Consider the following 26,044-nt stretch of genomic DNA (forward strand, 5'->3'; position numbering starts at 1 on the left):
GAGCAGTCTTCCTAGTTTCTTTTAGCAATAGTAAAAAGGCCGTTGTTATCATCCTGATTTCTGTCCTTCTTTTTTACTTTATAGGTCATAGAAACCTTCTGAGTCCCCATGTCGATTACAAATCCATAGTCTCGCATCAGATTGGTCCCAATGATGGCTGTAATGGTTTTGTCGGTTCGGGCTCGGATAGATGCGGCAATGTGACTGATATCGTAGGCATAGTAAACAGATCTTAACTTTACATCTCCAAAATAGAGTTCGGCATTCGTTACCTGGTGTAGTTCGTTGTGTCGGGTTCCGAATCCAGCCACCTTGATGGTTTGGTTAAAGTCCTGATGGGCATGAAATTCATATTTGTCTTTGGCCTTGAGGTTCAAAACACTGATGTCCGAACCAGTATCCAAAAGCACCCAGGTTTTTTTACCATTTAGCTCCATTTCCACAATTGGTTTATCATGGTAGTGCATTTCCAGGGTGTTGAACTTTTGCCCCATGCATAGAGGAATGGATAGAATCATCAGTGCGAGAATTAGAAATTGCTTTTTCATAGTACGTCGTTGTTTTGAGTTTACATTTCAAAGCAACTCACTATGATGTTACCCTGTGTCACGGCCAGGTAAAGAGATGTCACAAGTTGTCACAGCATTTTATATCCCATCCCATGTACGGTCAGGATGATTTTTGGGTCGTTTGGATTGATTTCTACTTTTTGGCGGATTCTAAGGATGAAATTGTCAATGGTACGAGTCGTTGGGAATTCGTCATAGCCCCAAATGTTTTTGAGTAAATCGTCTCTGCTGACAATTTTCTGGCGGTGATTGTAGAGAAAATGCAATACCTCAAACTCTCTGTGGGAGAGCTTGACCTTTTCTGATCCGACAAAGGCTTCATACTTTTCAAAATCGACTTTCATCTGGCCTATTTCAGTCAGATTTTGAACGGGTGTTGTACTATGCTGAGTTCTGCGGAGGATGGCCTTGATACGAGCCAGCAATTCTCTCAGGCTAAAAGGCTTGGATATATAGTCATCAGCCCCAAACTCCAGCCCCAATACACGGTCTATTTCTTCGCCTTTTGCGGTTAGCAAGATGATGGGGACCTGATTACCTGCCTGTCGCAGCTGCTTGCATACATCGAATCCAGATAGCTCTGGCATCATCACATCTAATACGATCAGGTCATAGCTTTCAGATTGGATTTTGTCGAGAGCCACTTTCCCGTTTTCGGCTTCATCCACTTCATAGCCTTCAAACATCAGGTTGTCGACCAGACCCTGACGCATGGCCATTTCGTCATCTACTACGAGTATTTTAGTCATTCTTGATCATGTTTTGGGAACTGAAGGGTGAATGTACTGCCTTCTCCACTTTTGGATTGGAGCAATATCTTTCCATCATGTGCCTCTACGATGTGCTTGACCAGGCTAAGCCCCAAGCCTGTGCCCTTAGTCTTTTGAGTCAATGCACTCTCCACACGATAGAATTTTTCGAATACTTGACCTTGTGCACTTTTGGGTATTCCTAACCCAAAATCTTTGACATGGCATAAAACTGCATTCCCCTTTATTTCGGTTATTATTTCAATTTTTTTACTCTCTCCACTGTATTTGATAGCATTGTCGAGGAGGTTAGAGATGGCTTCTTCTATGGCCGTACGGTCGATTAGTATCCTGGTGCTACTCTCGGTCAATGAAAGTGTACAGGTCATCTGCTTTTCTTTCAAAGCAAAGGCATAGTTCTCTTTTATCTGTTGGATGATGGTGTTTAGCTCGATGACTTCTTTTTGATATTGTTTTTTGTTGGCTTCTATCTTTGAGAAATCGAGAATGTTGTTGACCATGTAGGTGAGTCGGCCTGACTCGTGATGGATGACCTGATAGTATTGCTGCTTTTTTTCTTCGGAGGGGAGTCGTCCCATTAGCAGGGTTTCAGAATACATTCGGATCAGCGAAAGAGGTGTACGAATCTCATGGGAGACATTGGATACAAAATCAGATTTAAGCTGGGCGATTTTTACCGCTTTACGGATGTTGCGCATGACGATAAGGGTTCCGATTAGCATCACGATCAATGAAGAGAGCAGGATGTAGAGGTTGTTTTTACTTCTGTCTCTGATCAGCTCGGCGTAGCTTCTGCCTTTGGTCTGTATGGTCAGGAAGGTCTGAGGTAGAATCCAAAGCTCATTCTGTATGAAATCTCTTTCCAGATCGAAGGGTTCGGTTTGGTATATCCGTTGTGGTTGGTCGCTAGTGTCATTTCGTTGCATTACTGCGAGTCGCAGGTTGTTGTTTTGTGCGATCTCCTGCATATTCAGACCCAGCAACTGCTCAGTCCAATAATAAGGCTCTAGTACAAATAGCGCACTATAAAAGGCCGAATCCTTGTCGTAAAACATCACAGTAAGTGGGGCCTGGGCTCCCTGCAGACCGGGTAAAGCAGGAAAGTCAGTAGCAGGTTGGATCTTTTGAAACCCTGCCTCCAAATAGCGACACAGCTGGTCTATCAGATCGGGTTGCTGCTGATACCAACCATTGATAAGCGTACTGTCTGCTTCTGCTCCTCCTACATATTCGCTATAGTATCTTTGACTCTTCCCAGTTTTGAGGGATCTGATGGACAACAGTTGTATGGCCTCATTTTCTCTGACCAACATACGTGCATTGGCCTCTATGCTCTTTTCTTCTGAGCCCAAAGTCCTGATCCAGCGATCCATGTAGTCGTCAGCATATTGGTTGAGTGAAAAAAGAATGGTTTCCATCTGTTTTTCATAAACCTGATTGGCTACTTTTTCATCCTCTGCCAGCGATTGTGTTTGCAACGCAGCATAGATCAAAATGGGCAAGACGATGACCAGTGCGAGTATAATTAGGATTCGGTTGTTGCCCTTCATACTTGGATTCGATTATCGGATAAATATAGACAAAATCAAGAGTCCACAACCTTTAGTTCAATGGCCAGAAAGGAGGGTCATAAGGAGATTAATAATTGAAGATATCATTTCCTTCTGTGAGGATTATTGGATTCCTATCCGTTACTACGATGGTATGTTCGTGCTGTGCCACATATCCTCCCCGGTTGCCGACCAGCGTCCACCCATCTTTCAATTCGACCGCCTGAGTGGACTTGGTAGAGATAAATGTTTCGATGGCCACTACATCGTCCTTTTTGAATTTCTTTTTGTTGCGTCTGTCAGGATAGTTCAGGATGTCCTCTGGTTCTTCGTGTAAGCTACGGCCCACCCCATGTCCTGCCAGGTTTTTGAGCACTTTAAATCCTGCTCGGTTGGCCTCATTCTGAATGATCGCGCCTATTTCAGCTATTGGAGTTCCGTCTTTAATATTGATAATGGCATTGTGGAGGACCTTTTTAGAGGCTTCTACAAGAGGTAGATGGTTGTGAATGTCTTCTCCCAAAACAAAAGAACCTCCATTGTCCGCCCAAAAGCCATTGAGTTCTGCTGATACATCTATATTGATCAGATCCCCTTCTTTCAGGATTCGTTTAGTGGATGGGATGCCGTGTGCTACTTCGTTGTTTACGCTGATGCAGGTCCATCCTGGGAAACCATAGGTCTCATAAGGTGCAGATTTGGCACCAAATTGTTTCAGGATTTTGCCTCCAAATTCATCTAACATTCGAGTACTAATTCCTGGTTTGGCGTAGTTTCTCATTTGAAGGAGGGTAGAAGCGACTGCTTCGCTTACTTTTTTCATTCCCTCGAGTTCTGCTGCTGTTTTAATGGACATAGTTTTTTGATTGTCGATTTCAAAAAATTAAAGATAGTAAAAACCTATGGGACGAGAGTTGTGGGGGTAATGGTTCGATTATTTAATAAATATTCGTCTACATCTGTAATATTTATTGGTTTTTAACCACTAAGAGGTTACAACCGAATCATTCAATATTCGGGGATTCTATTTATCACAAAAACCAATTAACATGAAAAATTCAATTTTGCCAGAGCGAATACATCATTCTTCTTACCAATAAGAGGAGGAGAGGTTTGCAGGATTTCTTAGGTGAGACGGTGGTGATCAAAAAGAAACTGATCCCACGTATCGAATTGTGGAAAAAGGAAAATGCACATTAGAAAAAGGCCCGATTTCGGGCCTTTTTTCATACTCTTGCTTCTCAACTAACAATTGTTATTTTTGAAGCAAAATGAACGCTATGAAGAAGGTGATTGTAGGTTGGGTACTGATATTTGGATTGTATGCTAGCCTTTTGGCTCAAGGGGATTACGTGTCTGAGATCAGGGCCTTTCAGCATGAGCTGAACAAGGAATATAAAGACCCAAAGACGTCACCACTTTCCTCAAGAGACAGGAAGAAGTTCGAGTCACATGAGTTTTTTACTATTGACAATAAATACCGCATCAATGCGAAATTCAAACCACATCACGGGCTGACAGAAACCATTCATATGGAGACCTCTAGCGGTATGAAAGCCAAATATGATAAGTTCGGAATCGTCGAGTTTGAGTTAGATGGACAAGTCCATCAGTTGACAGTGTACCAAAGCCATCGACTAAGAGAGATGGAGGAATACAAAGATCATTTGTTCCTTCCATTTACCGATATGACCAGTGGCGATGATTCATATGGAGCGGGTAGGTATCTGGATTTGATTATTCCAGATGGAGATCAAATCATACTAGATTTCAACAAAGCCTACAACCCCTACTGTGCGTATAGTGAGGGATATTCGTGCCCAATCCCCCCTTCTGAAAACAATCTGCAAGTAAGAATTGAGTCTGGTATTAAATATAAATATTGAATCAATAAGAGCTTAATTCCTCGTTTTCTAGCTTCCCATTGGCATAGAAATTTTTCTTGATGTTTTTGCCTCTGGTACCATTGATTCGTTTCCACCAGGATTCTCGGTCTTCTATAGAAACAAAATCCTGGTCATAAGCCAGACTGTCTCTATCCGTTATGGACAATTGAAGAGAATCAGTATTCAGTGTTGTCATGGTATCTATCACAAAAGGTATGATTCCCACCTCATTACTTATTTTTTCTTTGATAAAATCCTCTAGCATGGAGGCCTGAAAAGGATCTGTAGCCAGGGCTACTTTTTTGAAACCAAGATTCTGGGCTTTTTTGTATCCGTAATATATGTTTTCAGTACTGTGTTCGGCACGAATCTCCGTGTAGATGACCGAATCCGGAATCCCCAGCTCCTGGGCGTACATGGCCATGATTTTCGCCTCGTAGTAGGGTGAGTAGACGGCAGAGCCTGAATACATGATGTTTTTGGTTACGCCCTGATCATAAAGGTATTTGCTCCAATACACGCGGCCTTTCATGATTTGACTCCAATCCCCATCCTCATAGGGCACTCCCGGTACTACGATTACATCATACTTTTCGTCCATAGCGTCAGATAGGAGTTCCTTGCATCGATCCTGAGGTATCATGCAGCCGGTCAGTAGCGATAGGCAAACAATTGTCAAATAGGAGTGAAGGTTCTGCTTCATGGTGTTTTTGTTTATTTATTTTCCTTAATCAATAAACGGTATTGATCTTAAAAAGATACTCTGAAATATAGTTGTCTCGTACAATGGAGCAAAAATCAGTCTTATTCCTATACTGAGAAGTGATTTTAGATAAAGATAAATCATCAGAAGTTAGGGAGGAGACATGTGTGAATGAAAGGGGTTTTTAGCCCATTTTAATATTGTATACAGGTGTCAATCATTTCTATACATGACCTATGTCATGTGTTTCCGAAATAGAGATGAGCATATTTGTTTCATCGAAAGCGAATAAACCTGATAACCATGAACATCATCCAAAACATCCTAATCCCTGTTGACTTTTCAGAAGTAGCCCTGGGAGCGGTCAAATACGTGCTGGGAATGGCACGAGGTGATCGAAAAGTCAATTTCACCCTGCTGCATATAGCGGAGGCAGGCTCAGATTTAGCTGAAGCAGATCTGCGACTCAAACAACTCAAGGAGGAGTGGTTTGATCCTGAAGATTTTACCTGTCAAACATTGGTGAAAGAAGGCGTGCTCATGAACAGTGTGGCTGATTTGGTTACAGAGGAAAAAATAGACCTGGTGGTGATGGGCACTGCAGGTAGCCAGGACGAATCTGTCAATACACATACGGCACAGCTGATCGAGCTGATAGACTGTCCTGTATGGGTGATTCCTAATCCAGCTGCAGATTTTAAGCTTAACAATATTGCGCTCGCACTGGACGAAAACGAATTGGACAATGCTTCTGACCTGCGAGTATTTCATGAGATCGCGAGATGGTACAATGCTAAGGTTCACTTATTGAAAGTGGATCCAGAAGACAAGGAAAGAAAGAAAGTCGCCTTGAAAAAGGAAGAGACACTGGAATACTATCTGGATAGTCTGGAGTATCACTACTCCTTCCCCAAAAACAGCGATATAGAAGAAGGTATCAATCAATATATCAGTAATAATGACATAGATGCGCTGGCGATTATTCCGCGGATTCATGCACAGAATTCCCAGCCGTCCAAAGGGAAACTGACCAAGGCGTTGGCTTCTCATAGCAAGGTGCCACTACTGGTGATTGACTAAAGAAAGATTATTTTATTTGGGTGCAGTTTAAGTCCTTGGAGTCGCGGCGACTCCAGGGATTTTTTTGTTTACAGCCAGGGCCTATTTGTAGGTTAACTGGACATTTCTTTAAGATAAACAGGGAGTTATGTTCATCATTTCTTTATTTAATTTTTTTCTCAAAAGTATTGAAAATAGAAAAATACACGTACCTTACTTCCTTTAATAACAATTTAATACAATGAATAACGGTACAGTAAAATTCTTTAATGAGTCCAAAGGTTATGGTTTCATTATTGATGACGAGACAAAAAAAGAGTACTTTGTACATGTCTCAGGTTTGGTTGACGAAGTAAGAGAAGGCGACCAAGTAGAATTTGATTTAAAGGAAGGTAAAAAAGGATTAAATGCTGTCAGCGTAAAGGCAGTTTAATTATATAACGACTTTTAATCATTGCTGACCCGGGCCTAAAGCCCGGGTTTTTTTGTGCTTTTTTATTTCACTTCCAAACGGCAGTGATTTTCCTTATAGACCAGTAAAGAGGGCAATGACTATTGAAGTAGACCCATCATAGCAATACAATTAACTGATGCATGTATCCATGTTTTTTTGGATGAATGGATAAAAATGTGTTTACTTTATCACAAACCAAGACCAAAACAAACATGATCAAAGCGCTAAAATATCGTTGGCTGGCCCCTTTGCTGGTGTTGACCAGTTGTGTACTCGGGTGGATCAACAATGCGGAAATGAGAGGGGTGTATGCTGGGCTCATGTTCTTTTCCGTGCTGTTTTTGATTCATGGCGTATTATGCCACTGGAAGTATATCAAAGAGCATAGGGAGAACCAATGATCTTAGTTGATCGACTTCATGCATGAGCATAAAAAAAGCCTGACTCTTTCGAATCAGGCTCTTTAGTAGTTTTCTCTAAATGTCTTATTTCAGCTCAACGATTTTCTTCACGCTGTATACTTCGTTAGAAACCACGTAAGCATATTTACCAGCTGGGTAAGCAGAAAGATCGAATGATTTAGCGTAAGAAGTGTTCGCTACGTCTTTGTCAGAGTAGATCAAGGTACCGTAAGCATCGTAAATTTTAACATTTACTTCTTCACCTTCTAGTTTGCCGAATCTCACGACTACTTTAGATTCTGCCGCTTGTTTGATTTGAACGTTTAGCTCAGCGCTAACTACTTTTTCAGCGTTGTCCGCAGCGAAAGCAGAAGTAGAAAGAGCAACTAATAGGGACAGGGCGATTGTTTTAAGTGTCGTTTTCATATGTGTAATTTTATCGTTTTTTGAATTTGATTACGATGCAAACATAGAGCAGCCTGCTTCCTTATTAAAGGAGAAATCGGTGAGCTTAAAGATTATTCAGGTGAAGTGAAGAGTTTTTATGGTATTTGGTAATGGGGTTTATTGTTTGTCGTGTAGGAGCACGGTAACGAATCGGTAGCTAGCGTATTCTGTAGTTGCCCTGTGGATTCCTGTCAGATGGCAGTTTGGGATTTGTAAGGCCCATGGATCAATGGATCGCAGGGCTTTTATTTTGGGTGGGGTTGGAGCTTTGGTAGGAGTAAGGTAATTTGGCAGTGAAGATGCCGTGTGTATAATATGGATGGCTATTATGAAAATTGTTACCTTCCATAACTGTATGAGCCAAACTATTCAGACATTGGAACAACTGGAGGACATAATTGAGTCCGAATTAATCACTCCTGAACTAAGAGGACTTGCTGAACTATTGATAACGTCTATGAACGACTGGCCAACTCAGAATCTCGAATCAATTAAGCAGTTCATTGATGAACTCTCAAGCTATTTTGGACGGCCTATAACCAAGAAACGATTGAACAGTGTTTCTTTTTCTGGTACCAACTCTTGGGAACTTGAAAGCAAAGCTTCTCTTGAAGAACTTCTATCGACAGCCTCAGCGATTTTCGGAACGAACACCATCGAAGGAATGGTTGAACAACTACTTGCAAAACTAGCCACGCTCGAAAAACACACCAGTTAGAATCATAACTTCGAGAGAAAGCCAACGTATTATGGCTTGTTATGTAACTCCGAACATGCGGATAAAAAGAACTCATTAGGTTTTCGAATACTCAAATATTCTATTGCCATCAAAATGTTGAACCTGAACTAAAAAGAAAGAATAAAGGAGCGAATCGATGGGATCAACGATCCACAGCTGTTAGATGAACTTCTAAAGGCTGTTGATTTGGAGTATGAAATCCAGCATGTAGACGAACTGACAAATGCTGAAAAAACAACCATAGATCGAGGAATTAAGGATGCGGAGCTAGGAAAGCTGTATTCCAACTCTGAAACAAGTCAACTGGTCAAAGAATGGCTAAAAAAGTGAGATAGGCTACCCAATTCATCAGAAACCTCTAGAATAGAACTTACCCGATTTTATTTAAGCTCTCAAGCCGAGCAGGCTCTTCATTTTTGGCTTGACCGCAGCGGCGGACCGTCCAAAAACGAATCGGAGGGGCGCTCCCCCAAAAAGGTCAAGCGGTTCCCCGCCGGGACTGTAAATCAAATTACTAAATTTCAGTTCGTTACACTGAAAAATCATAAACTCGCTGCGCTCAAACAGTATGATTTTTTTAACCATTTCACTCCCTAAAATTCTTAACGCATTTGATTTAAGGCCGGAGAAAACCTTGAAGAAACAGATTATTCACTGATTTCGGGGTTATTAAAAGTGATGCTTGATTTTAAAATCCGTCTAGAGAAAATTCTATTGGAGAATTAATCTTCAATAACAATTAACCGAGATCCCCTAAAATAGAGATATCACAATTAACAAAAAAGCACAGAAGAAAACTCCTGTGCTTTGTATTAGATAACTTAATGAAGACTATAGTACAAACTCGCTGACGGTTTCGTCGAGCTCTCGGGACTTGTTTTGCAGCTCCTGAGAGGAGGCGGACAGCTCTTCCGAAGAAGCGGCCATGCGCTGCGAGGATTCGTTGAAGGACTGAACCGCGGTGTTGATCTCGTCACTGGCCGAGCGCTGCTCGAGTGATGAGTTGGCGATTTCGGTCGAGTACCGAGACATGTTCTCGATGTGAGGCACGATCTCGGTGATTTTTTCTTGTGAGATTTTGGAGTTGCCCAGGGTCTGGGTAGCCAGCTCCATGATCTGGGCTGCAGCATCTCTACTGCGGTCTGCCAGTGCGCGAACTTCCTTGGCGATCACGCTGAATCCCTTGCCTGCTTCACCGGCATTGGCGGCTTCCACATTGGCATTGATGGCGAGTAGGTTCGTTTGATTGGCGATTTCTTCTATGTATTTGATTTTTTCGGTGATGTCCGACACGTCCTTTAGCGTCTGATCGACGGAGCTTTTGCCCTCGATCATGTGCTCCCTGGCTTCCACACTGATTTTGGCAGATCGCTGCGAGTTGTCAGTGGACAGGTTGATGTTGGCGGCCATCTCTTCTACACTGGAAGCGATCTCTTCGGCACCTGCGGCCTGCTCTGTCGAGTCGCTGGACAGTCCGATAGACATCTGGGCCAGCTCCTCACCGGTATGTCTGATATAGGTCGAGTTGTGTTTGATGTTTTCGATCACCGCTTTCAGATTAGAGCGGAGGACTTCCATAGAGTCGGACATCAAGCCAAACTCGTCGCGGCTAGGAATAAGACTCGCCTTGGTCAGGTTCTTTTGGCTGATGCTCAGCATCACCTCCTTCAGCTGAATGATGTAATTGGTGAAGATGTTGCCCAAAATGATATTAGGTGCCATCTGTAGTAGCATGATGATGATGCCGATGAAGATGATCTTTTGAGCGAAGATGGCAGGTGTCAATCCCAGCTCTGGGAAATCCATCATACGCCATGATAGCGTATAGGCCGCAGTAGCGAGCAGGCCGATCCCGGCAAAGGAAGAAATGAAAGTCGTGATACCAAATTTGGCTTTGATCCTAAAGATCCTTTTTTCGTCCTTAGGCACCTCTGCATACACTTTGTCCAAAAACTGAATGAACTTGAGCAGAAAGGGGATGTTGGCCACCATGGTATAGAAGATGGCACTGATGGTTCCGAGTTGGTTTTCTACATCGCTGCTACCGACCAAAGCACCTATGACCAGGGCCATGAAACCATAAGCCACTGCTATGACCGAAAAGGTAAGGATCGTGGTTCGATAGCTGGCATTGGCTGCACGGTAGTTTTTGTTTTCGATCTTGGTCACAGCTCCCATCACCATGCTGCGGATCAGCAGAGGCGTCAATATCATGTAGGGAATCGTGAAGGCGTAAAAAGACCAGTGTGCCACGAGTCTTTCTGTGAAATCGCCGATGTTGGTCATGGCGATGTTGTTGATGGTAGCGACAATGGCTGGTGGGATCAAAAAAGTAAGTACCACCACCCAGGTTAACTTGTCTATGCTCTTCTTCATTTTAGTAGGTATAATGCGTTTCGCAATGGCTATAGGATGCAAATAAATGGAAGACAATCAGCATCCGGAAAATCCTGAGGAACGAAAAGAGTTGTCCCTATAAAGATTAGGTGTTTTACGCTAGAAGAGAATAAGCGGTATGTTGGAGAGGAGGGAGCCGCTGAGTTTAGAAAGGTGAAGCAATGGGCCCTTCGATCTATACCACCGAAGAGCCCAGTCTTATTTTTGAATCAACCGTGTCGATCAGTACTTCGCTGCTTTGCCCTTAGAGAGGCTGCTGTTGATGAAGTCTCTCAGGTCCTGATTGGCGGATTTTAGGTCTTCGCTGCGTAGGTACATCATGTGTCCGCTGCGGTAGCCTTTGAAATCCAGGCGCTCCTTCATTTGCCCACTAGGATCGATCTGCCACAGGGTGTATTTGGAGTTGAAATAGGTCGTGGCACCATCGTAGTAGCCTGCCTGAAAGAGGACCTTGAGATAGGGGTTCTCCGCCGTGGCGAGGCGCAGGTTTTCGCGTGTATGGTTGTTTTGTTTGTCCCAGGGATGTACATCGCCAAACATGTTGTATTTGATGTCGGTTTTGAAATTGAGTTCTTCTCTGAGGTAATAATTGATGGCGGGAGTGAAGGAGTGCAGCCAGGAGCTCAGCTCGGCATTATAGTCTGGCGAATCTCCAGCGAGGGTTCGATCCAGACCCAGGTATCTGGAGTCCAATCGGCCGATGGTTTGGCCACTTTCGTCTCTGAGTAGCTCCTTCCAGAAGAAATGCGTGGGCACGTCCAGGTTGTGCTCCAGGATGGCTTTTTGGGACAGTCCCGAATAGTAGGCCATCTGCTCGGCTACCTTTAGTTTTTCCTCAGTAGAGAGAGACGCTCCTCGCGCCAGTGCAGGCATCAGCACATCCAGAGCGAAAGCTTCCGCATCCGGCAAGATCTCCAGGAGGTCTTTGGACTGAAGGGCCTCAGGCAATACGCCATGGTGCCAGGCTGCTGCGGTGAAGTAGGGCAGATTGAGCGAGGAAGAAATGGGCGTGTCAGAATCAAAGACTTTGTAATCGGCGGGCGAAACAAGGATGACGCCATTGAGGTACATCCACTGCTGGTCCTGTAGGGCGAGGGCCAGACCCGAAACCCGTGTGCCGCCATAGCTTTCGCCGATCAGGTACTTAGGAGAGGTCCATCGCTCGTGTCGAGATACGAAGGTGTTGAGCCACTCGGCTAGATAGGTGATGTCGGCATTGATGCCAAAGAATTTTTCGCGTTTTACCTCTTCGCCACTGGCGGGGATGGTACGCGAGTAGCCCGTGTTGACCGGATTGACATAGACGATATCCGCCACATCCAGTATCGAGTGGGGATTGTCTTGTACGCCGTAGGGCTGCAGAGGATAGCCTTCGCTATCGATGTTCAGCACCTTGGGGCCGGTGTAGGCGATGTGCATCCATACGGAGGCCGAACCGGGACCTCCGTTGAAGGAAATGACCAGGGGTCTATCGGCCTTGCTGTCGCCATTGGTGCGGCGGTAGTAGGTGTAAAAGAGCGTGGCGATGGGTTCCCCTTTCTCGTCCCAAACGGGCTGCGTGCCGGTCGTGGCGCTGTAGTCCACCTTGCTGCCATTGATGGTGCTCGAATGCTGAGTCACGATCATGGTATCGACCGGGATGCTACGGTTTTGGGCCAGGGTAGAGAGACTGAGGATACTGAAAAGTAGGATCAATGTGTGTTTCATGCTGTTGAATATTGGTTCGATCCATCATAGACCGAATGGGGTTATAGGATCAATTTAAAAATTAATCAAAGGGCGTAATAGGGAAATCTTTTGGGCGGTTGAGATTTTGGACTGAGGCGCCAGATGGATGGATGAGTGGGGAGTCAGTGGGATAAAAACACCTGTATATTTTGAAAGTCGCGCCGTTATGATTAATATAGTGTTAGCAGCCTTATTGAGAATGAAACTCGCGCCCGCGATTTCGATCGTTCTCGACGAACCGTCGCTATCTCTGGCCAACCTATATCACAGACCATAGACATAGGGTCGGATCTAACTATTGTAGGATTCTGATGTCAGGAAAGTGATGAAAAGAAGAAGAGAAACCAGACTATGAAAGCTGCCTTTTACTTAAAAAGACATGGGGAAATTACTAATGCTTCGGCACTCGATACAAAGCGGGTGACAGGCATTACAAAGCCTCCGGCAGGCGATACAAAGGGGCTGACAACCGATACAAAGGGGCTGACAACCGATACAAGGACTAGGGCATGCAGTACAAAGAGTCCGGTCAGTCAAACATCCCGAGCCGCATGCAGTACAAAGCCCTCGGTAACCGAAACAATAGAGATGGGAGGTGTTACAAAACCATCGGCCATCGGTACAAAGGAGTCGGCAGGCGATACAATAGACCTGACAAGCGATACAAAGACCAGGGCAGTCGATACAAGGGGTCCGGTCAGTCAAGCCTCTCAATGGGCGAGTGATACAAGGGAACCGGACATCCAAACATCGGGTGAGCGGGAGGAAGCAATGGGCCTGGCTCTGCGAGCCAATGAGCCGGCCGGGCAATCGAGAGCACAGGCCAGCAGCGCCTCAGAGGCGACCTATCCAGCGTATGGGGCCTAGACCCTTTCTCAGCTTTGGGTTAATCAAACAAGTAAATATTTTTTTTACCTAAACATATAGACAATGCGAAAACGCGATGAAAACAAATTGAACATGTACAGAACGGTGCGAGACTGGTTGCTCAGTCAGTTGAGTGTTTTGTCAGTCCTGCCCAACTTTAGCGAGACGCTGACTGCCTTTGGTGGGCAACTAGAGCAGATCGAGGCGCTGGATGTGGACAAGCTCACTACTACGACAGGGATCACCCAGGATAAGGCAGATGCCCGTACCCAGCTGGAGCAGCTCTTGCTACGGGTCATCAATATCCTGAAGGCCTATGCGACCTTTGCCGACAAACTGAGTCTGATCCCGGCCATCGACCATACGCCGACTCAGCTGGATCGAGCTTCGGAGCAGCTGCTGCTCTCCATCTCTGGCAAGGTGCGAGAGACTGCTACCGCCGAGCAAGCGGCTGCTGAACCCTATGGTCTCAGCACAGAATTGCTATCGTCCCTGCAGGCTGCCCATGAGCAATTTGCCACCCAGCAAAACAAGGTAAGAGTCGCCATCGTGGGCAAGAGCCATAGCGGTGATCAGCTAGAGGCTCGCATGGATGCCGCCGACGACCTGCTGAAAGAAAAGCTCGATGTACTGATGGACCTGACCCAATTCACCCAGCCCGAACTCTACGAAGAGTATCAAGGCATCCGCATCATTGTGGATCGGTGATCGATAGTTCCCCGTCATTTCGTCGTAGCTCAGGACTCGCGTCCTTATCTGCTCTGTCGAAGTGACGATACTTTTTCAAAAGCCCTGTGGTTTACTGGATCGCGGGGCTTTTCTTTTGGATGGGGTTGCTGTTTTGGTGGAAGTGAGGTAATTTGTGGAGGAAATATGCAGTGCGCATAACAGCATTGCTGTTGCGAAATTGTTATTATGAGGAATGTAAAAGCCTGAACCTGAATGAATCATTATAATTGGAACAATCTTTTTACTGCGATTCCAGAATTAAAGTCTAAAAAGTTTGATAACCTAGAAGCAGTTACAGAACATATTTTAGACAATAAGCTTCTGTGGGTAACGATAACCAAGCTAATATTCATCAAGTTTGAGAACCACCTTAATGTTCTTGGCATGAAAATATCCCCAGAAAAAAGCATTTACTATTCAACCTCCTTAGGCCCCAAGCTTATATTCAACGAAAGAGAATTTATGAAGGCCAGCGATCTAACTTTACCTAAAAGAGAAATGTCGAAAATCAAATTCTACATAACAACTGCCATGATGCTTACTGAAGTATTTCTTCTTTATAAGTTCTTTTCTAAAAACCCAGAATTCCTTCTTTTTGGATTTGATTTACTGAACGCAGCCCTTCCTTTAATTTTTGGCCTGCCATTATTAATTGCAGCCTTAGTATTTCCAAAGATCTTGGGTAATGAGAAAATTATTGGGGTAGAAACTTTCAGCGATTTAACCGAGGATATGTACGGGTTAAACTTATGGAGATACAGACAAAACAACTTTGAAAAGTTAAAAATCGAACTTGCTGAATTGTTAAAATCCTCATAACAAATGGTAGGTCAGTATGCCTTGACCTCTGCACCGGAAGTCCGATATTTCTCTACCAGTGGAACGCTGTTCCGCTCTGGAAGCAATGCAAGTCCAAGGAATCCCATTTCTGTAGCCGATACATTCCTGATGAGACTGAACGACCAGTCAAACCTTGGCTGTGTGGAGCGGATCAGCTAGATTCGAGGTATTACAAACTTTTTGTGGTTAGGCACGCAGCCTACCATGACGTTAGTTATAGCTAATAATGACCAGATTAATTTTAATTTTTTTTGCACTTTTGATATTATATGGTTGTTCTGGTAATTGTGATTTTACAATTTCTAAAGCATACCGAGAATTCTTATTTGAGTATCATAAAGGTGACACAATATTTTTCCGATCCAACACAGGAGACCTAGACACATTACTGATCTCAAGTTACGATACAACAGAACACTGTGGAAGTGGTATAATGGCCTACAGAAGAAAAGATTTCAGAACAGGGATTCAACATTTGCCAAGTAATAACTGGATAGGAGGACGCGAAGGAAATAACGAATTAAATCAAGACTTATTTGTACTGGAAAAATCATTTAGAAGCAATCCCGATTCAGGTTGCTTTATCTATGTCTCTTATCGAGATTTTGAAGGTGAATTAGAGAATATCTCCAGTATAAAGCATAATGATAGTCTTAGTCACCTTGGCGTGTCCGAATACTGGCAAATAAAGAAATCAAACTATGATTCTAGAAATGGAGCTCCAATTCCTGATGATAAAATACACAGCGTGATATGGACAAAGGAATTTGGTCTAACTAGATACGAATATGGTAATGGTGAAGTATACACAATTATGAAATAGTTATAACGTGCTATACGACAGCATCCTTGAGTTTTGCTAGAGTAAGGGTTAGAGGTTCATGGATACCCCGCCAAAACTTCGTTTTGACCTATGAAGAAGAAATAAGCAATAGCCCAAAATGAATTTTTGGCTATTTAGAAGACGAAACGTTAGATTTACAAAAAACGGACACTGCGTATAGAGGGGTTAGTTGCAATTCCTTGCAGATCGAATGAATAAACTAGAAGAATCCATAGAGTTCCAAAAAATCAACCACAGTGAGTTCGAAGAAATCTGCTTTGAACTTTTGATGAAATTGGGTTTTTCAGGAATCACATGGCGAAAAGGAGCTGCGGATGACGGAAGAGATATTGAAGCATACAGGACGATAGATAATAATTTAGTTGAGGCATATAAAGATAAGTTTTTCATTGAGTGTAAGCATTTTACTGGTGGAGTCCCACCTGAAAAGCTGTACTCTAAGATTGCCTGGGCTGATGCAGAAAAACCTAATCATCTCGTTTTAATTTTAACATCTCACCTTACAAACAGTGCTCGTACTTGGCTTGAAAGGATAGAAAAAGATAAATCTTATAAAATCCATTTAATTGAAGGGCATCAAATTAAGAAACTGATTTCTCAGCATGATGATTTAATCAAGAAGTATTTCTTGAAAAATGACAGTATCGAACTTCTCAACGAGATAAAAAAGAATTGGCTAATACATAATTTGGTTCCTAGTTTCAGCACTTGGATTTACATATTTGAAAACCTTGAAATGCAAGTTTTAACTATGACTGACAAGGTTTTCCTCTACTTGATTTACTATAGCAATTATTCTAAAATGGAAGAACTCGAAAACAGAGTCTATCATGGCATTGAAGTGGAGTCTATAATTACGGAATTGGAACAGGAATTTCTGAAAAATGGACGAGAGCAAGCCTCGCTTTTGGCAAACCTGAAGGATATAGACACATTATCTGATGAAGGAGCATTAGTGGAGCAATTTGATGAAGAAGTTCACTATGATTTTATGACAACTGAAATGCTAATCAACTCTAAAGATCGGAATAACTACAGATTAGCTATATACTGCTTCAAAAGACTTAAGGATAATATGGCTATTGAATTACTAATGGATCACAATAGCAATTTTGACTTTCAAATTAGATTGATAAACCCATATACTTTTGAACATTATGAAAACGCTGTTCGAGGACTTAATTTCTACAAAACTGAATATGAAGACAGAGTTATCGACTCGAGCTTAGGAATGAGGTAAAAAAGCAACTAACAAACACTTCCAAAAATAACCCTCAGTAGCTACAATTTTAATCCCAATACTTCCCATTGTTTCTTTTGGCCGTTTTAGAACCCGCTCTTTTAAGTCTTAGCGCAGCGTGACTTGAAAGTATAGATGATGTCAAGTCTCCAGACTTGTTCGGTTAATATTGCTAAATTAAAAGTTTGACAATCAATCTAATGATGAGTAAATCTGGCTATCAAACAAGAAATCAAGAAGGCATATGTTATGTAACATTTGCAGTAGCAGAATGCCAGCCTTTCGGATGACAGGGGTAGATGGTATTTATGATCTACAAGTCTGAAGACTTGATTTTATATGTTAGTTTCAAGTGCCCCCTTCGGAACACTTAAAACGGCAGGGTGTCGACCTTTCGTCAACAAATACTTGGTTGAATAATGCTGAAAACTTTAACTTGCCTTGACCAATTAAACCAATGAATTATGGCACTGGAGGTATTAAGGACAGCAGAAACTTTACTGGCATTAGAGGTATTTCTAGAAAAGAATAGACCAGATGAATCTGTCAGGAATCAAGTGGATGTGGGCTATCGCATAGATAATCAAAGCGTGTTGATTTATGATATACGAGCAGACTGGAGGGATAAGGATAAGAAAATAGAAAGACCTATTGCCAAGGCTACATGGGTGAAAACACAAGAAGTATGGAAGGTCTATTGGATGAGAGGCGATCTGAAATGGCATGGTTACGAACCCTTGGCACAAGTCGATACAATAGACGCCTTTCTCAATGCCGTGGATGAAGATGAGTTCGGATGTTTTTGGGGGTGATATGACTCGGTCGCAATTCCTAGTACTACCGAAATTTCAATGTGTTCTTTACCTAGTTACTCGTCTCAAATTAGCCTATGCAGTCACGTGAAATTTCTCTTATAGATATCTCCCGCTGGTCGAAATGAAATGAACTACCTTCCACGAACAGAAGGGGCCAATTGAACTTGTTGGGATATTGAATTTTGAAAAAAGGGGTGAAACCTCATAGGTCTAATTTTATGTGAGGGCACAGGGTTGTGTTTCGTTGTGTGCATGGTTAGATTTCACTAGATTGTGCCGATTATTGATTGAGGAGAGACAATACTGCTGTTTTTTGCTTTGTAAATGGCTACACTTCTCGTTGAAAATGAAGATGATGAGAAAAGACTATTTAACTATTTTACTGTTCCTTTTTACATTGAGAGTCGGTTACGCACAGGTAATCAAGACGAAGCTTATAGATCAAGGTGGCAGTGGCAATTATCCGTCCATTGCTGTGACAGAACAGTCCCTTCCTGATTTTGTGGTCTATAGACCTGAAAATATAGAGAAGGCGGCTAAGCAACAAGGCAAATTACCCATACTCGTATGGGCGAATGGTGGATGTATGAACTCGTCGATCCATCAGGAACGTTTATTGTCAGAGATCGCCTCTCATGGCTACATCATAGTGGCCATTGGGACTTTGCAAATGACTGTGGAAGAACGGGTACATGAGTCCACTCCTGATGATGAACTGCTGAAAGCGCTGGACTGGATAGCGAAACAGGCCAGAACCCAGAGCAGTGACTATTACGACAAAGTAGATCTGGACAAAATAGCGGCAGGTGGACACTCATGTGGTGGGGCACAAACTCTGCGAATTGCTTACGATCCACGGATTAAAACCTATTTGATTTTGAATGCAGGCATGGGCAACATGACCATGGCGGGTGCGAGTTCAGCATCATTGCCTATGTTGCACGCCCCGATCATCTATATGATCGGAGGGAAGACTGACATTGCCTACGAAAACGCTGTTTTAGATTACGATCGAATCAGTCATGTGCCTGTCGTATTTGCTGACCATACTACCGCTGGTCACGGGGCAACTTTCTCGGAGGAGTTTGGAGGCTCTTTTGCTCAAATGACGATCGATTGGCTGGATTGGCAGTTTAAAAACAAAGACAATTCTCATATTTTCTTAAATAATGATTTGTCGGATTATCCGGGGTGGACCATGAAAGCAAAGGGTTTTGAAACTGAAACTGGAAATACTGCCCCTTTGGAATTTACCCCACCTGCATTAGAATTCGTTTGCGAATTGCAGGTGACCATTGATGAGCCTATGTCATTAGGTGCTACGCCTCATGGAGACAGGGTCATCATTCCGATTACAGGTGGTACCTTTAGTGGTCCTAAGATGAAAGGTGTGGTATTAAACGGCGGTGCTGATTATCAATATCGACACCTAGACCTTAATCGCACGGAGGTGAATGCTATTTACACCATCAAGACAGATGACGGGGTATTGATTCATGTACGTAACACAGGATTGATACATGAACCCTCAGAGGAAAGTTCTGAAGCATTCTATTTTAGAGCCGCACCTACATTTGAAGCACCCATAGATTCAAAATATGCCTGGCTCAATAATGCTATCTATGTTTGTAAACCGGAAGGCAAAGACGGGTATATATCCATTCAAGTATGGAAAGTACTCTAAATAAACAGAACAGTCAATTCAAACCGATTTCGATAAAAACTAACTATCAAATATTAACAAAATGAAGACGAAGAGATTTTTTGTGTACCTACTATGTTTAGGCTTCATGGTTTCTTGTGTGGAGCAAACTGTGGATACTGTAGAGGTTACAGGCGGTTCCGTTCAGGGGTCGAAAGAAAACGGGCTTACCGTGTTTAAAGGAATTCCTTTTGCCAAACCACCAGTAGGTGATTTGCGCTGGAAAGCCCCAGCACCTGTAGAACCCTGGGAAGGGGTAAAAGAGACGAAGGAGTTTGGTCCCTCTCCCTACCAACATGGCGAACCACCTGCAGGTAAGAGCGAAGATTGTCTGTATCTGAATGTATGGACACCAGCTCAATCGCCCAATGAAAAACTGCCCGTGTTAGTTTGGATATATGGAGGCGGATTTAGCTATGGATCTGCGGCAGAGTCAGTATGTACCGGCGAGCATTTAGCTCAAAAAGGGGTTATCGTGGTTAGTATTGCCTACAGAGTAGGGAAACTTGGCTTCCTGGCGCACCCAGAGTTGAGTGCCGAAAATCCAGAAAAGGTTTCTGGTAATTATGGATTGCTTGACCAGATTGCAGGTTTGCAATGGGTACAAGATAACATTGCCGGTTTTGGAGGTGATCCTGCGAAGGTTACCATTTTCGGAGAATCTGCCGGAGGGATATCAGTCAGTATGTTGTGTGCTTCGCCATTGGCCAAAGGCTTGTTCCGTGGTGCCATTTCTCAAAGTGGAGGTTCTTTCGGTCCAACCAGAGAGACCACATATCCAGGTGAAAACATGAAGACATTACAAAAGGCTGAGGAAAGTGGAAAGGATTTTTTAGAAGAGGCGAACGTTTCTTCCATAGCAGAATTGCGGAAGCTTAAAGTGGAAGAGCTGCCTATTAAACCAGGTATGGGCGGCGCATGGCCTAACGTAGATGGATATGTGATACCCGGTGACCAATACCAATTGTATCAGGAAGGCAAGTACAATGATGTCGATGTACTAGTTGGTTATAATTCCGACGAGTGTGCATTTTTCCTAACTGCTAAGACCCCTGAAGAGCATATCACCAGAGTTCAACAACGCTATGGTCAGTTTGCAGATACCTTGCTTTCGGTCTTTCCTGTAGGAGAGAATTCAGTGCCTAAATCAGCTCGTGATCTCACCAGTGCTGCTGCTTTTGGTTGGCATTCCTGGACTTGGGCGAGGCTTCAAGCACAAACAGGCAATTCAAACGTATTCCTTTATTATTTTGATCAGCACCCAGACCACCCTAAGGGTTCTCCTATGTATGGATTTGGTTCACCGCACGGCAGTGAGATTCCTTACGTTTTCATGACGTTGGATAAGGAAAATTCTCAAACCACCGAGGCTGATGTAGCCCTTTCTGAGACCATGAGTAGTTACTGGGTCAACTTTACAAAGTATGGTCATCCTAACGCTGAAGGTTTACCTGCTTGGCCAGAGTTTACCATGGAAAATCAGCAACTTATGTATCTCAATGAAGAGCCTCATGCATCTGATGTGCCGGATGAGAATGCGATGAAAGTATTGGATTCATATTTTCAATGGAGGTTTACCAAAGAAGGCCAGGAGTGGGCTAATTAATGACAATGTTAATTGAGCTTCTTTAGTGGTTAATAGACTTGCAAAAAGCTATCGAACAAATGCTTCGGTTATAACAATAAGGTCATAATATAAAGGAGGCTGTATCAAAAGTCTATCATTGTCATGTTGCCAGGTCGGGATTAATTCTTCCTTCCAATGGTGCATTTTCTGACCGTCTGATAGACGGACGACAAGTTCAATGTGACAAGATGGTTTTTTCGAAGCTTTTGATACAGCCTCTTTGTTTTTTGCTCATGACATCATCTACTCATGAGCATTTCATCTTTCTCTAGTTTATGATTGATGTCCATCAGTATTGCATCCAAATCATTAGATTGATTTTGGATTAGTAGCAACAATTCATGGGTTTCCTCTTTGGTTCTGTCTTTCTCAAAGAGTTGAATGATGCCTTTGATATTAGCCACTGGTACGCGTAGGTTATGAGCATTGATAAAGGCGTATTCTGCTAATTTCTTATTTTTCAGTATTAGTTCGTTGGTTCGTTTTTGAACGGTTTCTTCCAGATGCTCATTTACATCTTTTAGTTCTTGATTCAAGTCCTTAAGGGCTTCATTGAAAGTAAGAAGTTTCTGAGCTTGTCGGGAGATTTGTTTGTTTTTAATTTCTAATTCTTCTGTTCCTTGTTTTACTTTTTCTTTCAGGTAGGTCCGCTGAGCTTGCAAATACGAGGTTCTGTATTTTACAATGAAATAGACAATAAGGATCGTAAAGATCACTGCAAGTGTGTAGGCCCACCAGGTAAGCCACCAGGGTGGAAGTACAGTTATGTGAAGTTTTACACCTTCTTCATTCCAGATTCCATCATTGTTGGCAGATTTAACTCTAAACACATATTCTCCTGGAGCGAGATTGGAGTAAGCCGCGTTTTTTTGAGTTCCCACATAGTTCCAATCCTCTTCGAGACCTTCTAGTTTGAAGGCAAATTGATTTTGGTCAGACCGGGTGTAGTTAAGGGAGGTGTATTCAAATGAAAACACATTTTGATTGTAATCAAGGGAGAGGTGATTAGTAACAGAGATATGTTCTTTCAGAGGGGAATTTTCAGAGTCGATCTCCACCTTTTTATTAAAAATCTTAAAATCAGTCAAATAAACAGGGGGGATGTGAGGGTTGTAAAATATGCTATCGGGATGGAAAATATTGAATCCATTCATCCCACCAAAAATCAATTCACCAGTGCTTAATTTTTTTGCCGAAAACCGGATGAATTTCTTGCCCTGAAGTCCGTCATTGACATTGAAGGTAGCAGTCTCTAAACTGATTGGGTCAAATCGGGTGAGTCCATCGGCTGTGCCCAGCCAAAGATGTCCATTGTGGTCTTCTACTATCGAGGCGATGACATTGGAACCCAACCCATCGCGAGTGGTATAAGTGGTGAATGTGTCCTTGGTTTTATTTCGCTTGACGAGCCCTCCGTCCGTTGCAATCCAGAGATTGCCATTCCGATCTTCTATTACCTGGTTGACGTTGTTGTTGGGTAGGGCAGAGGAGTCATTTTCCTGTGCTTTGTATTGTACAAAGTAACCTTCATCACCTTCTTGGCGAATGAACTTAATTAAACCAAAAGAATCAGTGCCTAACCAAATGTTATTATCACTGTCTTCAAAAACCGAGATGATCAAAACTGCCGGAGATCCATTATCTTGATCTTTGATAAAATAGGTTTTGAATGATTTATCCTTGACATTGTATTTACTCAACCCTACTCCGTAATTGGCCGTCCATATATTGCCTTCATGGTCTTTGATCAGGCAAAAGTGATTTGAGCTAAGAGAATCTGGGTAGTTTTCTAAATGGAGCGGTTCGAAGATCATTTTGTCTCTGTCTTTTAAAACACAGATTCCACCTCCCCAAGTCCCTATCATGAGCTGACCCGCCTCATTTTCGCATAAGCTTAGCATCGCGTCAGAACTTGGACTATTAGGATCCCTTGAGTGTGTATAGCTTTTAAAGGATTGTTCACTTCTATTAAAATAATTGAGTCCTCCACCGTCAGTGGCTATCCAGATGTTGCCAGAGTCATCTTCTGAAAATGATCGAGCGATATTGCTGCTTAAACTGTTGTAATCGCCCGGTCGATTGAAGTAATGAGCGAATTTGGCGTGATATTTATCGTAGTAATTGATGCCCTGTAGTGCTGTGCCGATCCAGATTCTTTCTTGACGATCTTCATTTATACACCAAATGGAATTGTGAGATAAACTATTGGCTTGCCTGGGATCGTTAGTGTAGTAGTAGAAGTTGCCCTCCTTTCGATTGAAAATATGAAGCCCTCCATTTTCATTGCCCACCCATAATCGTTTTTTACTATCGAGGAAAATATCAAAGATTTCATTGTTTCCCAGACTATTGGGGTCATTGGCATCATGGAGGTATTGTTGGGTTGAAAGGGTTTGTTCATCTGTTATTTCTGCTAAAAAAAGTCCATTGCCTTTGGTGCCAATCCATATTTTACCATCATAATCTTTCTCTAATGTCCATACCACTGCCCACCTATTGGAGCCTTTGATCATTCCTAAATCTGACATTTTTAGAACTTTCCCTGATGTCAGTATTACATTTAGGCCCTTGTCAAATGTGCCGACCCAAAGATTGCCCGCATCATCAAAGACTATATCAGATACTCTATGACTATTGAGTTGATTCTCCTGGTTGCCTACTGGATAGGGTTCAAACAAACCGGTCGTTTCATTGAGTGATAACACTCCAAAATCTTCGCTGGCAATCCATAATTTTCCAGAGAAGTCTTCTTTGATAGCCCTGACCCATTTCAACGGAGAGCTGTTGGTTTTCGAATTGGGATCTATTTGTTCATATCTAATAAAATGATCTTTACTTCTATCAAATCGGCAAATTCCTTCAGTAGTCCCTACCCAAATGCGTCCATGAGAATCCTCATAAAGGGATCTGATGTGATTGCTATTGGGACTGTTGATGTCACTGGAGTGAGGGTAATTAACAAAATTGACACCATCATATTTTTGAAGTCCACCGATGGTACCAATCCAGATAAATCCTAATTGGTCTTGAATGATGCTAGATACCTGCAGGTTTACAAGGCCCTCTTTGATGGCTTGAAATTTTAAATCTGGTTTGTTGGCATAGGTTGGCCATGACCTTAATAAAAGGTACAAAGTAAAAACACATAGGGCTATAGGCCTTCTTAGAAGTGTTTGTCTCATGCAATTAATTTGTCTTTCCAATCAAATGACCAAATCCAATCTCTAACAATATAAGTGGGCCAATAAACCTAAGGTTTACTTAGTATTTCCACTATTTAATTAGGAGATCAGGTTTGGATTGCAAAAACATGAAATGTACATAGACCAGTTTGCCCCTAGCTGATGAAAGGCAATCCTTTGGAAATAATTAATCTCAATACTCATGCTGCCGGAGTAAGATATCTAATCTATCTATTAGATCAAATAATAGCAGGTGAAAAACTGCTTTTAAGCAATGTTTTACGAGGTAAATGCAGGGTGTGAAATCTGATTGACTTTTATAAGGGGATCGTAAAAAATAAATGTTTAAAAAAAATGAATAAAAATTAAACAAAAATAAACTATCTTACGTTCAGATAATTAGTTAGAATAAACATGGTAACAGAGCCCGGAAATGATAGTTGAGTTTTTAATAGAGTAAGTTTTGGTTTAGATACGCTGCTCGTGTGGGATCGAGCGTAAAACAATCGGGCTCTGTTTTTTTAGAAAAGTATTTGATTTCCTCCCTATATTAGCTGATGAAAAGAGACTTAGAAGAAGTCTCTTTTCTTTTTTTATAAGCATATCAATTCAGCGCTTCCTCTTTATGGACGAATACAAGAAAATCAAAGAAACCACTGACTACATTCTCGAAAGAATCCAAACCCATCCACAGTACGGTATTATACTAGGTACCGGGCTGGGAGCTTTAGTCAATGATATTGATATTACACTGGAAATAAACTATGAGGACATTCCTCATTTTCCCCTTTCTACTGTGGAGTTTCATACAGGTAAGTTGATTTTTGGTAAGCTGGGAGGCAAAGAAGTTGTAGTGATGAAGGGGCGCTTTCATTACTATGAAGGCTATAATATGAAGCAGGTGACTTTTCCCGTTCGTGTGATGAAAATGCTGGGGATCAAAAAACTTCTCATTTCCAATGCTGCTGGTGCATTGAACCCTGACTTTCAGAAGAGTGACCTGATGATCATCGACGATCATATCAATCTACAAACGGAAAACCCACTGGTAGGAAAGAATCTGGATCAGATGGGAGACCGGTTCCCGGATATGAGTGAACCTTACGATCAAGGTTTGATCGATAGAGCTTTGGCACTGGCCAAGGAATCTGGAACTCGTGTGCATAAAGGTGTTTATGTAGGGGTCAATGGGCCCAATCTGGAGACTCGAGCGGAATATAAAATGCTGCGCATCCTAGGTGCAGATGCAGTAGGTATGTCTACTGTGCCGGAAAATATAGTTGCAAGACAGATGGGGTTGCCTGTGTTTGCGATCTCTGTGATGACAGATCTGTGCTATCCCGGTCATATCGAGAAAGTGAAGATCGAGGATATCCTCGCAGCTGCGGCTGAGGCGGAGCCTGCATTGACAAAGATCATCAGGGAGATGATACAGCGGGACTGACTTTGTTATCTTTTGTTAATTCCCGGCCACTTTCTATTAATTTTCAATTTC

At 42.6% G+C, this 26,044-nt stretch carries 26 protein-coding genes; 17 read left to right on the forward strand and 9 right to left on the reverse strand.

Annotation, left to right across the window (positions count from 1 at the left end; all coding sequences use genetic code 11):
- Window positions 1-11 precede the first annotated feature (11 nt).
- The 4 genes from N7U62_RS01650 to map all read right to left on the reverse strand — a co-directional run bounded on the left by N7U62_RS01650 (window position 12) and on the right by map (window position 3,745).
- A complete protein-coding gene (locus tag N7U62_RS01650; protein WP_264136136.1) occupies window positions 12-548 on the reverse strand; it encodes an aspartyl protease family protein in 537 nt (178 codons plus the stop codon).
- An 89-nt stretch (window positions 549-637) separates the two neighbouring features.
- Complete coding sequence (locus tag N7U62_RS01655; protein ID WP_264136137.1) at window positions 638-1,318, reverse strand: response regulator transcription factor; 681 nt, start codon at window positions 1,316-1,318, stop codon at window positions 638-640.
- Window positions 1,315-2,889, reverse strand: coding sequence for a sensor histidine kinase (locus N7U62_RS01660; protein WP_264136138.1), 1,575 nt, complete (start codon window positions 2,887-2,889; stop codon window positions 1,315-1,317). The genes N7U62_RS01655 and N7U62_RS01660 overlap by 4 nt, the downstream gene beginning before the upstream one ends.
- 88 nt (window positions 2,890-2,977) lie before the next feature.
- Window positions 2,978-3,745, reverse strand: a complete 768-nt coding sequence (map, locus tag N7U62_RS01665; RefSeq protein ID WP_264136139.1) for a type I methionyl aminopeptidase — start codon at window positions 3,743-3,745, stop codon at window positions 2,978-2,980.
- A gap of 424 nt (window positions 3,746-4,169) precedes the next feature.
- On the opposite strand from map, the gene N7U62_RS01670 reads away from it, so the two are divergent.
- Window positions 4,170-4,775 carry a DUF1684 domain-containing protein gene (locus tag N7U62_RS01670; protein ID WP_264136140.1) on the forward strand — a complete coding sequence of 202 codons (606 nt, stop codon included), beginning with the start codon at window positions 4,170-4,172 and terminating at the stop codon, window positions 4,773-4,775.
- A gap of 1 nt (window position 4,776) precedes the next feature.
- On the opposite strand, the gene N7U62_RS01675 is transcribed toward N7U62_RS01670, so the two are convergent.
- Window positions 4,777-5,478 carry a YdcF family protein gene (locus tag N7U62_RS01675; RefSeq protein ID WP_264136141.1) on the reverse strand — a complete coding sequence of 234 codons (702 nt, stop codon included), beginning with the start codon at window positions 5,476-5,478 and terminating at the stop codon, window positions 4,777-4,779.
- Window positions 5,479-5,781: 303 nt separating this feature from the next.
- Between N7U62_RS01675 and N7U62_RS01680 the strand changes: the two genes are divergently transcribed.
- From N7U62_RS01680 to N7U62_RS01690, 3 genes are all read left to right on the forward strand, one after another.
- Entirely contained in the window at window positions 5,782-6,558 is a 777-nt protein-coding gene (locus N7U62_RS01680) for a universal stress protein (protein WP_264136142.1), read from the forward strand.
- A 220-nt stretch (window positions 6,559-6,778) separates the two neighbouring features.
- A complete protein-coding gene (locus N7U62_RS01685) occupies window positions 6,779-6,970 on the forward strand; it encodes a cold-shock protein (RefSeq protein ID WP_264136143.1) in 192 nt (63 codons plus the stop codon).
- Window positions 6,971-7,203: 233 nt separating this feature from the next.
- A complete protein-coding gene (locus N7U62_RS01690) occupies window positions 7,204-7,392 on the forward strand; it encodes a hypothetical protein (protein WP_264136144.1) in 189 nt (62 codons plus the stop codon).
- An 84-nt stretch (window positions 7,393-7,476) separates the two neighbouring features.
- Here N7U62_RS01690 and N7U62_RS01695 read toward each other — a convergent pair whose 3' ends face one another.
- Window positions 7,477-7,818: a T9SS type A sorting domain-containing protein gene (locus N7U62_RS01695; protein ID WP_264136145.1), complete on the reverse strand. Its 342-nt coding sequence runs from the start codon at window positions 7,816-7,818 to the stop codon at window positions 7,477-7,479.
- Between the two features lie 376 nt (window positions 7,819-8,194).
- Here N7U62_RS01695 and N7U62_RS01700 point away from each other — a divergent pair, with 376 nt between their 5' ends.
- Together N7U62_RS01700 and N7U62_RS01705 are read left to right on the forward strand one after the other, a co-directional pair.
- Window positions 8,195-8,557, forward strand: a complete 363-nt coding sequence (locus N7U62_RS01700; RefSeq protein WP_264136146.1) for a hypothetical protein — start codon at window positions 8,195-8,197, stop codon at window positions 8,555-8,557.
- Window positions 8,558-8,764: 207 nt separating this feature from the next.
- Window positions 8,765-8,908, forward strand: a complete 144-nt coding sequence (locus N7U62_RS01705; protein WP_264136147.1) for a hypothetical protein — start codon at window positions 8,765-8,767, stop codon at window positions 8,906-8,908.
- Window positions 8,909-9,409: 501 nt separating this feature from the next.
- On the opposite strand, the gene N7U62_RS01710 is transcribed toward N7U62_RS01705, so the two are convergent.
- Together N7U62_RS01710 and N7U62_RS01715 are read right to left on the reverse strand one after the other, a co-directional pair.
- Window positions 9,410-10,954: a methyl-accepting chemotaxis protein gene (locus tag N7U62_RS01710; protein ID WP_264136148.1), complete on the reverse strand. Its 1,545-nt coding sequence runs from the start codon at window positions 10,952-10,954 to the stop codon at window positions 9,410-9,412.
- Window positions 10,955-11,197: 243 nt separating this feature from the next.
- Window positions 11,198-12,502, reverse strand: a complete 1,305-nt coding sequence (locus N7U62_RS01715) for a S10 family peptidase (RefSeq protein WP_444875409.1) — start codon at window positions 12,500-12,502, stop codon at window positions 11,198-11,200.
- Here N7U62_RS01715 and N7U62_RS23335 point away from each other — a divergent pair.
- From N7U62_RS23335 to N7U62_RS01760, 10 genes are all read left to right on the forward strand, one after another.
- The gene (locus N7U62_RS23335; RefSeq protein ID WP_444875412.1) at window positions 12,389-12,664 is read left to right on the forward strand and encodes a hypothetical protein; all 276 of its coding nucleotides are present in this window, start codon (window positions 12,389-12,391) and stop codon (window positions 12,662-12,664) included. The genes N7U62_RS01715 and N7U62_RS23335 overlap by 114 nt on opposite strands.
- Window positions 12,665-13,291: 627 nt before the next feature.
- Window positions 13,292-13,570 carry a hypothetical protein gene (locus tag N7U62_RS01720; protein WP_264136150.1) on the forward strand — a complete coding sequence of 93 codons (279 nt, stop codon included), beginning with the start codon at window positions 13,292-13,294 and terminating at the stop codon, window positions 13,568-13,570.
- A 63-nt stretch (window positions 13,571-13,633) separates the two neighbouring features.
- Complete coding sequence (locus tag N7U62_RS01725) at window positions 13,634-14,278, forward strand: hypothetical protein (RefSeq protein ID WP_264136151.1); 645 nt, start codon at window positions 13,634-13,636, stop codon at window positions 14,276-14,278.
- Window positions 14,279-14,512: 234 nt separating this feature from the next.
- The gene (locus tag N7U62_RS01730) at window positions 14,513-15,118 is read left to right on the forward strand and encodes a hypothetical protein (RefSeq protein WP_264136152.1); all 606 of its coding nucleotides are present in this window, start codon (window positions 14,513-14,515) and stop codon (window positions 15,116-15,118) included.
- Between the two features lie 3 nt (window positions 15,119-15,121).
- Window positions 15,122-15,298, forward strand: a complete 177-nt coding sequence (locus tag N7U62_RS01735; RefSeq protein WP_264136153.1) for a hypothetical protein — start codon at window positions 15,122-15,124, stop codon at window positions 15,296-15,298.
- A gap of 67 nt (window positions 15,299-15,365) precedes the next feature.
- The gene (locus N7U62_RS01740) at window positions 15,366-15,962 is read left to right on the forward strand and encodes a hypothetical protein (RefSeq protein ID WP_264136154.1); all 597 of its coding nucleotides are present in this window, start codon (window positions 15,366-15,368) and stop codon (window positions 15,960-15,962) included.
- Between the two features lie 211 nt (window positions 15,963-16,173).
- Entirely contained in the window at window positions 16,174-17,223 is a 1,050-nt protein-coding gene (locus tag N7U62_RS01745; protein ID WP_264136155.1) for a restriction endonuclease, read from the forward strand.
- A gap of 464 nt (window positions 17,224-17,687) precedes the next feature.
- The gene (locus N7U62_RS01750) at window positions 17,688-18,035 is read left to right on the forward strand and encodes a DUF3024 domain-containing protein (RefSeq protein ID WP_264136156.1); all 348 of its coding nucleotides are present in this window, start codon (window positions 17,688-17,690) and stop codon (window positions 18,033-18,035) included.
- A gap of 355 nt (window positions 18,036-18,390) precedes the next feature.
- On the forward strand, window positions 18,391-19,722 hold the full coding sequence (locus tag N7U62_RS01755; protein WP_264136157.1) for a DUF3237 family protein: 1,332 nt from the start codon (window positions 18,391-18,393) through the stop codon (window positions 19,720-19,722).
- A 61-nt stretch (window positions 19,723-19,783) separates the two neighbouring features.
- Window positions 19,784-21,346 (forward strand): carboxylesterase/lipase family protein, encoded by a 1,563-nt coding sequence (locus tag N7U62_RS01760; protein ID WP_264136158.1) that lies wholly within the window; start codon window positions 19,784-19,786, stop codon window positions 21,344-21,346.
- 260 nt (window positions 21,347-21,606) lie between these two features.
- Here the strand turns inward: N7U62_RS01760 and N7U62_RS01765 are convergent, their stop codons facing one another.
- On the reverse strand, window positions 21,607-24,549 hold the full coding sequence (locus N7U62_RS01765; RefSeq protein ID WP_264136159.1) for a ligand-binding sensor domain-containing protein: 2,943 nt from the start codon (window positions 24,547-24,549) through the stop codon (window positions 21,607-21,609).
- A 625-nt stretch (window positions 24,550-25,174) separates the two neighbouring features.
- On the opposite strand from N7U62_RS01765, the gene N7U62_RS01770 reads away from it, so the two are divergent.
- Window positions 25,175-25,993, forward strand: coding sequence for a purine-nucleoside phosphorylase (locus N7U62_RS01770; RefSeq protein WP_264136160.1), 819 nt, complete (start codon window positions 25,175-25,177; stop codon window positions 25,991-25,993).
- Window positions 25,994-26,044: the final 51 nt, after the last annotated feature.

The organism is Reichenbachiella ulvae, assembly GCF_025833875.1.
Classification (GTDB): Bacteria; Bacteroidota; Bacteroidia; order Cytophagales; family Cyclobacteriaceae; genus Reichenbachiella; species Reichenbachiella ulvae.